This window comes from Mesorhizobium sp. 1B3 (genome assembly GCF_050958605.1).
In the GTDB taxonomy this organism is placed as follows: Bacteria; Pseudomonadota; Alphaproteobacteria; order Rhizobiales; family Rhizobiaceae.
Map to the genome: position 1 here is coordinate 781338 of NZ_JBJHDO010000002.1, position 10061 is coordinate 791398.

General features: G+C 65.4%; 5 protein-coding genes. 2 read left to right on the forward strand and 3 right to left on the reverse strand.

Annotation, left to right across the window (positions count from 1 at the left end; translation table 11 throughout):
- Positions 1 to 257: 257 nt before the first annotated feature.
- On the reverse strand, positions 258 to 1205 hold the full coding sequence (locus ACCO56_RS08675; protein ID WP_433639614.1) for a L,D-transpeptidase family protein: 948 nt from the start codon (positions 1203 to 1205) through the stop codon (positions 258 to 260).
- Between the two features lie 302 nt (positions 1206 to 1507).
- On the opposite strand from ACCO56_RS08675, the gene ACCO56_RS08680 reads away from it, so the two are divergent.
- Both ACCO56_RS08680 and ACCO56_RS08685 read left to right on the forward strand, forming a co-directional pair.
- Complete coding sequence (locus ACCO56_RS08680) at positions 1508 to 1921, forward strand: MerR family transcriptional regulator (RefSeq protein ID WP_433639616.1); 414 nt, start codon at positions 1508 to 1510, stop codon at positions 1919 to 1921.
- 2 nt (positions 1922 to 1923) lie between these two features.
- Positions 1924 to 2361 (forward strand): YqaA family protein, encoded by a 438-nt coding sequence (locus ACCO56_RS08685; RefSeq protein WP_433639618.1) that lies wholly within the window; start codon positions 1924 to 1926, stop codon positions 2359 to 2361.
- 39 nt (positions 2362 to 2400) lie between these two features.
- On the opposite strand, the gene pbpC is transcribed toward ACCO56_RS08685, so the two are convergent.
- Together pbpC and ACCO56_RS08695 are read right to left on the reverse strand one after the other, a co-directional pair.
- Positions 2401 to 4491, reverse strand: coding sequence for a penicillin-binding protein 1C (gene pbpC, locus ACCO56_RS08690; RefSeq protein ID WP_433639620.1), 2091 nt, complete (start codon positions 4489 to 4491; stop codon positions 2401 to 2403).
- Positions 4492 to 4500: 9 nt separating this feature from the next.
- Entirely contained in the window at positions 4501 to 9966 is a 5466-nt protein-coding gene (locus ACCO56_RS08695) for an alpha-2-macroglobulin family protein (RefSeq protein WP_433639846.1), read from the reverse strand.
- Positions 9967 to 10061: the final 95 nt, after the last annotated feature.

Consider the following 10061-nt stretch of genomic DNA (forward strand, 5'->3'; position numbering starts at 1 on the left):
CATCGGCTCATGTCAGCGCTGACAAGGCTTAACCGTTTGGGCAAGCCCCTCATCCGCCTGCCGGCACCTTCTCCCCGCCTGCGGGGAGAAGACCGCTTTCGTCTCCACTTTCGCCAATCGTTGCCGTTGGCGATTGGCGAAATCCAAGCGGCCGTCGTCTCTCTCCCCGCTTGCGGGGAGAGATGTCCGGCAGGACAGTGAGGGGCCACTTGCGAGCGCCCGCGCGGGCGACGAGCAGGGGAAGTCGACGGCGTCGCTCATTGAGTTTGGGGAACCATGTGCGGGTCGGCCAATGCCGCTTCGGGACGGCTGATCGGCACAGACGTCTTGGAGGTGCTGCGCGCCAGGCTCTTTGCTCCGTTCTGCTCGAGGAGCTTGCGGAAAGACGGATGCATGCCGCCATCGGTATAGGCGTGGGCCGTCGGCGAGACGCCGCCCGCCAGCAGCGTGTCGATCGTGCGTTGATCGGCCTGGCTGCGGGCCACGAGGGCCGGGTCTGCGGCAGCGTTGTTGGGCGGGCAGGCGGCAAGCGGGTCGGACGGCTCACCGCCTTCGAACTCCGCGTTGAAGACATATTGGCCGCCGCAATAGGAAACCTTGGGTTGCCGGCGTGTCACTTCGAATGCGTCGTAGCCCTGTTTGAGGTTCGTCCAGAACGCATAGTTCGGGTCGTTGCGATGCTTCGCCATGTTTTCGGGCGTCATCCGGAAGGGATAGGCTTGAACCTGGAACGTGGTCTGGCCGCCGCGCAGCGCTTCGCGCCCCACCGCGTAGATTTCCGCGACACCGTCGTCGGTCATCGCATAGCAGCCCGAAGAGGAGCAGGCGCCATGGATCATCAGCGCATCACCGGTGTAGCCGAGCGCCGCTTCAAGCTTGTTCGGATAGCCGAGGTTGAAAGCGAGGTAATATTCGGAACGCGGATTAAGCATCCTCGCCGTCACGTGATAGAAACCCTCTGGCGCCTGGCGGTCGCCCTCCCGCGTCTTGGGGCCAAGCTGCCCGGACCAACGGCACATCGGATAGGTCTTCAGCAATGCAAAACGTCCACTGGTGTCGCGCTTCCAGACCTCTAGCTCGCTTTCCTGCTTGAAGACGCGCACCAGGATCGGCGCCGCAGGCGACATCGATTTCGCCTTCATCGTCGCGACGAGCCGCGCGGGAATGGGTTGCATGGCCCTCTTCTCGCTCAGCCCCGATGACATGCAGCCGGTCGCCAACAGGCCCAGGGCAAGCAGAAATGCCGGTCGAAGTGGATTTCGGAACAATGCAGAACCTCGTCTGATCCGATTGGAGACTATGGGCGCCGCACGGAGCGTAGTGACGCTCATAGCATTCCCCTCATCCTGGGTCACCATGGTTAAGGTCAGGTTGACGGCTTCGACGCTTGTGAAGGCCGTCCTTCCTTTGGTCCGTTGGCTTCCGTTGCTGCGTCAAATTCACTCGATTGTGGTTTTTCTGGGGGGCGACTAATCCTCTAGTCTCTATAGCTACATGGAGCTTCGGGATGTTCACGATCGGCGATTTGTCGAGGAGGACCGGCGTCAAGGTTCCGACCATCCGCTACTATGAGCAGATGGGTCTGATGAGCGAGCCTGAACGGTCGGAAGGCAACCAGCGCCGTTACGGCCGCGCCGAGCGCGACCGCCTTTCCTTCATCAAGCATGCCCGCGACCTCGGCCTCACGATCGATTCGATCCGGGAATTGCTGGACCTGAGCGCGCATCCGGACCGCCCCTGCGAACAGGCGGATCGTATAGCGGCGGAGCAGTTGAAGGCCGTGCGCGCCCGCATCGAGAAGCTGAGGCGCCTGGAGCACGAACTCGAACGCATTTCCACCCATTGCGGCTCGGGCCAGGTCAAGGACTGCTATGTGATCAGGGCGCTCGCCAACCACGATCTCTGTGACGGCGAACACTGAGCTTGAGCGATATTGCCGTTTATGGCGGGTTGTTCGCTGCCGCTTTCCTGGCGGCAACCGTGCTGCCGGCGCAATCCGAGGCGCTGCTGAGCGGACTGCTTCTGTCCGGTGCCTATCCCGTGACATTGCTGCTGGCGGTCGCGAGCTTCGGCAATATTCTCGGATCCATCGTCAATTGGCTTCTTGGACGCGGCATCCAGCATTTCAAGGACAAAGCGTGGTTTCCCGCCGGCCAGGCCAGCCTCGACCGCGCCTCGCGATGGTATGGCCGCTACGGGCGCTGGACCCTGCTCCTGAGCTGGGTGCCGGTGATAGGCGATCCACTGACCGTCGTCGCCGGCGTTTTGCGCGAACCCTTCTGGAGCTTTCTGCTGCTCGTCGCCATCGCCAAGATCGGGCGTTACGCCGCTCTTTCCGCGGTGGTTCTCGGGCTTACGTAAGGCTCGCAGCTTGATACGCGTTAGCCGGAGCAACGACGTTTATTCGACGAAGACCTTCACGCTCGCCGCCCGCCCGGCGGCGTCGATAACGGTCAAGGTCGACGTGCCGGCGCCGTCGGGCATCCAGGTAGCGGTGCGGCGGCGAACCAGTTCGGCCAGCGGCTTGCCGTTGGCGAGCCAACGGAAGGGCGCGCGGCCACCTTGCAGTTTGAGGACGAGCGGGGAGGCGCCAGAGGCCGTGGCTGCTCCGAGATCGATGTGGGCCCCTTCAGGCGGGAACACGATTCGAGGCGCCGGTTCCGTCGGTTTGATCGCGATCAGCCCGTCGCTGCCTCTGGCGAAACGATGCATGGTGACGGGCAACTGGTCTCGCGTCGGCTTGAATGTGCCGGGCGGAGCGCCAGGCAAGGCGACCGCCGCGAGACCGGATTTGGCGAAGGCGGCGAAGAGGATCGGCGCGGCGGAGACATAGCCGGAAAGGCCGGGTGCTGTGCCCGCATCGGGCCGCCCGACCCAGACGCCGAGCACATAGCGTCCGTCGAAGCCCACCGACCAGGCGTCGCGGTAGCCGTAGCTCGTGCCGGTCTTGTAGGCGATGCCGCGGGGAGCGACGCCTTCCGGCGGCTTCACTCCCGCCAGCATGTCGGCCACCTGCCAGGTCGCCGCCTCGCTGAGCACGGTACCCACACCGTCGGGGCGCACCGCGCCGTCCGGCTCGCTGCCATCCCGGAGTGCACGCGCCCGGCCGCCATTGGCGAGCCCGGTATAGAGTTGCACGAGATCTCGCAGCGAGACGCCGGCGCCGCCAAGACCGATGGCCAGGCCGGGCGCTTCTCCCCGAGGCAATTGGAGGTCGACGCCGGCCTGTCTGAAGCGCGCGGTAAGGCGCGCCGGGCCGACCGCGTCGAGCAGGCTGATGGCCGGCACGTTGAGCGACAATTGCAGGGCCTGACGCACGGTGACGTCGCCCTGGTAGCTCATGTCGAAATTCCTCGGCCGGTATCCGGCGAAATCCGCCGGCCGGTCCGCGATGATCGTTTCCTGGGCGACGAGCCCTTCTTCGATCGCCAGGCCATAGATGAAGGGCTTCAGCGTCGATCCCGGCGAGCGCACGATGCGGGTCATGTCGATCCAGCCCGATCGGCCGGCATCGAAGAAATCGGCGGAGCCGACCGCGCCAAGAATTTCTCCGGTGCGCGAATCCGCCAGAACCATCGCCACCGAAAGCCGCGGGCCGAGCCTTGCGGCTGCCTCCCGGGCAACGGTTTCCAGCCCTTCCTGGACCCTTTTGCGGATGGTGAGCCGATGCCGCATCTTCGACGGCGTGTTGCGCAGCGCCGCGTAGGCAGCGTGTGCGGCCAGGGCCGGAAGAGGCCGCCGCAGAGCGGCCGGTTCTTCCGCCGCGGCTCGTTCCGCCTCCAGATGGTCGACGATTCCGGCGCTCGCCATGCGCGCCAGCACGCGAGCCCGCGCCTTCTCTGCCCCTTGCGGGCTGCGGTCCGGGCGCCGCCGCTCGGGCAACTGCGGCAGCGCGACGAGCAGGGCGGATTCGGAAAGGCTGAGCCGGCGCGGCTCCTTACCGAAATAGGCGAGCGACGCTGCTCGGATGCCCTCCAGGTTCCCGCCATAAGGGGCCAACGTCAGATAGCGTTCCAGGATCTCGTCCTTGGAGAGACGCCGTTCGATCTGAACGGCGCGGAAGATCTGCCTGAACTTTGCCCCGAACGAGCGGCTTTGGCGCGGCTCGATCAGCCGGGCAAGCTGCATGGAGAGGGTCGAGCCGCCCGAGACGATGCGGCCGTTCCCCGCGAATTGCCCCGCCGCGCGCAGCAGCGCCAGCGGATCGATACCCTTATGATCCCAGAAGCGCTTGTCTTCATAGGCGATGAGCATGTCGATGAACCGAGTGTCGACCTGGTCGAGGTCGACGGCAAGGCGCCAGCGGCCGTCCGGCGTGGCGAAAGCCCTGAGCAGAGCGCCGTCGCGATCGACCACCTCGGCGGAGACCGTCATCCGCGTCGGAAGCGGTGGCGGATAGGCGGTGTCCGCCCAAACGAAGCCGGCGACGGCCAGCACCGCCGCGGCGGCGGCCGAAGCGAGTGCGAATGCCGCTTTGCGCAGGGCGCCCATTGCTCGATCCTACGGAGCCTTCACCTCCATCATGCCGCTTGCCGTGCGCGCCGAGAACTCCGGACGGTACATGTCCTCGACCGTTGCCCCGGGGTGGGCATAGACGCCCGGCGTCACCGCCCGCACCACATAGGCAACCGTCACTTCGGATGCGTCACCCTGGGCGCGGTCGAACGCCGCGATGAAACGATCGTCGCGGAACTCCAGATGAGCGGCCTTCGTCTGCGGCAGCCAGCCGAAATTCGACAGGTCCGCGCTGGAGACCAGTCCGGGATTGTCGATCTCGAAGCCGGCCGGCAGGAGGTCGTTGACCAAGACGCGCGCTCCCCAGTCGTTGAGTTGTGTCATGCGGAGTACGGCGACGTAACGCTCGTTCTGCGTGGTCTCAGTCACGTTCACCTCGGATCCATCCAGGCGATAATAAGTGCGCTCGATGGTGAAGCCATTGCCGCCGGCCGGCAGCGGCTGGCTTGGGATCGCCACCGTGGTGACGGCTGCCTCCAGGGCATCCTTGCCCGGATTGCCGATCGTTATCGGCCGGGCAATCAGTTCCTCGCCGGTCACCTGGGCGGAGTAGGGGCCGATATGAGGCGTTCCATTCACCGTGAGGCTGAGGGAAGCATTTCCTTCGCGGAGAGCACGGGCGGCGAGCAGCATCCAGGCCTCGTCCTGCGTGCTCGTCCAGCGCTGGGCAGACCGTTCCGCGGAGACATAGGTGACCATCTCTGGCACGGAAGGCGGCATCGGATTGCTTTCGGCGGCGAGCGCCAGCATGGCAGCGCCGTCGCGCAGCTTCGAGCCGTAATCCGTGCGCGTGTAGTCGTTCTCCACGCCCTTGGCGAGCTCCAGGGCGGTCCGGAACGTCCGTTCGGAGCGTTCCGCGTCCCCATAGAGAGCGAGGCTCGCCGCAAGATGGGCAATGGCGAGCGGGCTCGAGAAAGCTTCGATCTGCGTGTCGGCGTAATAGCGAAGGTCGCCGATCGAGGCTTTCTTGTTGCGTGCCAGCACGTAAAGAGCATAGGCGATTTCGTTGCCGCGGCTCTGCAGGTCGAGGTCGTAAGCCAACGAGTTCTGTAAATTGCTGAGCGCCTGTTGCATCGCTTGGGACGGGACGTTGAAGCCCTTTTCGCGCGCCCTGGTCAGGAAGTCGGTAACGTAGGCGTCGAGCCAAAGATCGCCCGAGCCCGGGGACCATAGGCCGAAGCTGCCGGTGCTGGATTGGTAGTTGAGCACCTGATAGACGGCTTCCTGCACGCGCCCCTTCAGTTCAGGGTCTCCGGCCATACCGTATCCTGCCGACAGCTCATTGACGTAAAGCAGCGGAAGGGCCCGGCTGGTCGTCTGCTCGGCGCAGCCATAGGGGTAACGATCGAGCTTCATCAGCAGGGACGCGACATCGAAGGCCGATGTCGGAGAGACGCCGACGCTGACGGTCGCCCCGTCGAGCAGGCTGGAGGCCAGAAGCTCGCGGTCGAGGGTCAAGCTGCCGCCATTGCCGGGAATGCCGACGATCGACCGGCTGGCGATGGGCATGGCCGCCGGACGAACCGGCAAGGAAAGGACCTGCTCGATGGTATGCCCCTCGGCATTGGCGAGACGAATGGCGAGGCCTGCCTCGCCCGATTGCCTGGCCGTGAGCGGCACGGTGAGCGACTGGCGCTTGCCGGGTTCGAGCGTAAGCCTCTCCGGCAGGACGCCGGCGTCGACATCGATCTCGCCGCCACCTTCTACCGCCAGCGCATAGTCACCTGCGGGAGCGTCGGTATTGGTGATGTCAAGCGTCATCCTGGCCTGGTCGCCGGGAGCCATGAAGCGGGGCAGGCCCGCCGTGATGACCAAGGGATCACGCACGATCACGTCGGAGGAGGCGTGGCCGACGGCTTCCTTTGTCCAGGCAACGGCCATGACGCGGACTGTGCCGTTGAATTGCGGAATGTCGAATTCGACGGTGGCCTTACCCCCGTCGCCCAGTTTTATCGGCCCGGAGAAGAAGGCGACCAGCTTCTCGGTGGGAGGGCTGCCTTCAGTCTCCATTCTGGCGCCATCGCCGCCGGTGCGCAGCCTGCCCGTGATCCCGAGCGAACCGTCGATGAGCCGCCCATAGAGATCGCGCAGTTCGATGCCGAGCATGCGCTGGCCGAAGAACCAGGCAACGGGATCCGGCGCCTTGTAGTTGGTGAGGTTGAGGATGCCGACATCAACGGCCGCCACCATCACATAGGCGTCGCCTGCCGCCTGCGCACCGGTGACGGTGATCGGGATGGATAAAGGCTTGCGTGGTTCGGTCTTCTCCACCGTGCCTAGCGCGACGTCCAGTTTCTTGGCCGCCGGATCGACCTTCAGCCATTTCACGCCGATGGCGCGGGCCGGCATGCGTGTCTCCTGGGCCTCGCCGGGGCGGTAGAGCGTCGCCGTGACATAAGCGCCGGCACCCCAGTCCGCGCCGACCGGTATGTCGATGGTCGCGCCACCTTCCGGCACGCTGGCCGAGATGGTCGTCAGCAGCTTCTCCGCGCCGACAGTGACGAGCAGTTCGCCGGCGAAACGCGGAGAAACCTGGAGCTTCGCGACGTCGCCCGCGGCATAGACATCCCTGTCGAGCGCGATCTCCAGGCCGTCGGGGGTTTCGGTGGAGGTCGCCTCGACATACCAGCCGGCCTCGAACTCGTAGCTCGTGGCCGGGCCGGTCGGATCGGCGGATTCGACTTCGAGCCGGTAGCGACCCCAGTCGACCGGCAGCCTGAGATCGGCTTCGGCCGTTGCGGAAGCGTCGATGGTCCCGTCGGCCACCGCCCTGGTGAAGGTGACCGGCTCATAGTTCCAGGCGTTGCCGCTTCGGTACCATTGATAGTTCCGCTCGATCTTGACCAGCGACCAGGCCAGGCTCGGCTCGTCCTTGCGGTTACCATCGGCATCGACCGCGATGACCTTGAAACCGGCCGTGCCGCCTTGCGGCACCGAGCCGTCGAATTGCGGAGCGATACCGATCATGGCGCCTTGCGGCTTGATCGCGAGGTCGATCTTGCGTTCGACGGCGCGACCGCCGCTTTCGCGCATGCGCACGGCAACGGCGGCATTGAGCAGCCGGGTCGTCGACGGTAACTGGTCGATCACCACGGGGAAGGCGGCCTTGCCGTCGTCTCCGACGACAGGCAGGTCGGTGAGGGGGATGCGGGTCGCGTCGCCTTCCTGCTCGTCCGCGAGCCCGAAGGAATAACCCTTGAAGCGATCCCAATCGCGCTTGGTGGAGAGCGTCACCTCACCTTCCAGCGCCAGGCCGGCCGCCGGGGCGCCATAGAGGAAGCGGCCGTCCACCGTGAGGTTGGCGGGTTCGCCGGCGGCGATCCCGCTGCGGTCGGCCGAGAGGTCGAATTCGATCCTGTCGGGAACGAAATCCTCGACAAGGAACATCATCTGCGCCACTGCCGGCTGCTTCGGATCGGTATGAATGCTCGCCTGCCATGTGCCGCGCATAGCGTTTTCCGCGAGGGGCAGATCCACCGCATGGCCGCCGATCGCGGCGCCGTCGCTGACGATGCGCCGGTCCTCGACGCCATCGGGGCGGGTGAAGATGAAGGTCAGCGGCAGATTTTCTACCGCCTTCGCCGCATCGTCTCGGGCAAGTGCTGCCGCATGCACGGTCTCGCCGGCGCGGTAGATGCCGCGTTCGGTCCAGGCGTAGACGTCGAGCGCTCCGGGGGCGGGCCGCCCGGCGACACCGCGATCGGAAAGATCGAAACCGGCCCGCGCCATGTCCAGGAAGACGAAGTCGGAGCCGCCCTTGTCGGCCATCAGCACGGCGGGGACCATGCCGCCTTCGCCGCGTACGAGACCCGGAGTGAAGATCGCCCGGCCTTCGCTGTCGGTTCGGGCCTTCCCCAGGATCTCGTTGTTCCTGGCGAGCAGCGTCAGCTCGACGTCGGCAATCGGCTTGGCGGTGCCGAGCGATCGCGCGAAGACGTTCAAGCCGTCCTGCCCGGTATAGGTGGAAAGCCCGATATCCGAGACGACGAACCACTGCGTGGCCCGCGATTCCCAGGTGTCGCGGCGGTCGTCAACGGGTGCGGCGGTCAGCACATAGACGCCGGGCTTGCGCTCCGGCAACGCCTCGTCGACCGGAAAGCTGGTGACCACTTCCTTGTTGAGTTCGTTGGCGATTTCCAGCTTGCCCTCCCAGACGGGCGCTCCGATCTGGTCGTTGATGGTGCTGAGGTCGTAGCCGTCGAGTTGGCGAAGAAACTGGTAGCCGGACAAAAGCTGGGCAAGGGAGCGATCGCCGATCCGGTAGAGTTTCATGTCGGCGACGTCCATGTTCACCGTCACGACGGGGATGCCTCGGCGCGCGCTTGCCGGCAGCACGAAGCTGTCGCCCGTGAAGCGGGCGGAGGGCGGGCGGTCCTGCACATAGATGCTGAGAACGACCGGTGCTTCCAGGACCTCGCCGATTGCGGCCGGCAGGCCCTGCCTGAAGGTGACCCGGTAATGCTGGCCATGCTTGAGCCCTTCGATGCAGATCTGGCGTTCCTTGGCCTCGATCCCCTTGGGCGCGCCGTCATCCACCGTGACAAAGCTCGAATAGTCGATGCCGGCCTTGACCAGCTCCTCCGAGAACTGGGCGCAAACGCGGGGCGATGCGCTATCGGAATCGATCGAATGCTCGACGACGCGGAACCCCTTGCGCGCCTTAAGGTCCTCGTATTCGGCGCGGATCGCCGGCGCGTTGAGGAGGGAAAGACTGGCTTCATAAGCCTGCAGGGAGGGGCGCGTCAGATCGCGCCGGTCGAGCCCGGCGGCAAGCGTGGCGAGCGCTTCGGCGCGTACGGCCGTGGTGCGTGAAAGGAGATAGGCGGTATAGGCGGCTGCGGTCGCGTCGCGCTGCAACTCGGATTTCTCGGCCTCGCTGGACGGCGAGACATCGAGCGCGGCGCGGGCGAGCCGGTTCCACAAGGCCGCATCGTCCGGGGAGATTGCCACCGCGGCCCGCAGCTTCGTGGCGGCTTCGCGGGGATCGCCGTTTCTCAGAGCCTGCTCGGCGGCTTCTTCAAGCGCCGCAAGGCCTTCGGTGCCGGGACCCGCACTTTCGACCGACTGGCGATAATAGCGGGCCTCGTCGACCACCCAGGCGGGCATGAAGCCGAGTTCGGCCGGAGCGCCGATGTCGGGGTCGCCCGAGAGATCGACGATCTTGCCGGCCACGGCACCGGGGGCGGGCTTCAGCTGGCTGTAGTCCGATTTGAGAAAACACCACTTGGCCTTGGCATTGTATGTGAAAGCCCTGCAGGCCGAATCGGCCAGGCAGACGACTTCACACTGGTCGAGCGTGACATCCCGTTCAGTTCTCAGGTCGAAACCAAAATAGTCGCCACCCTCGCTGGTAACGACCGAACGCTCCTGACCGACCGCCACGGTAGGCGCGACGAACGCTAGGAAGGTCGAGAGAATTGCCGAGAAACCAAGTGCCGCACGCATTGTCAGTCCTCCTCGCAGCCGCTCCTGGAAGGCAGGCCCGCAAGTTCGCCCAAAAGTTGTCAACGCGGAACGGAACGGCAGCCCTGCTTTGATCACACTTT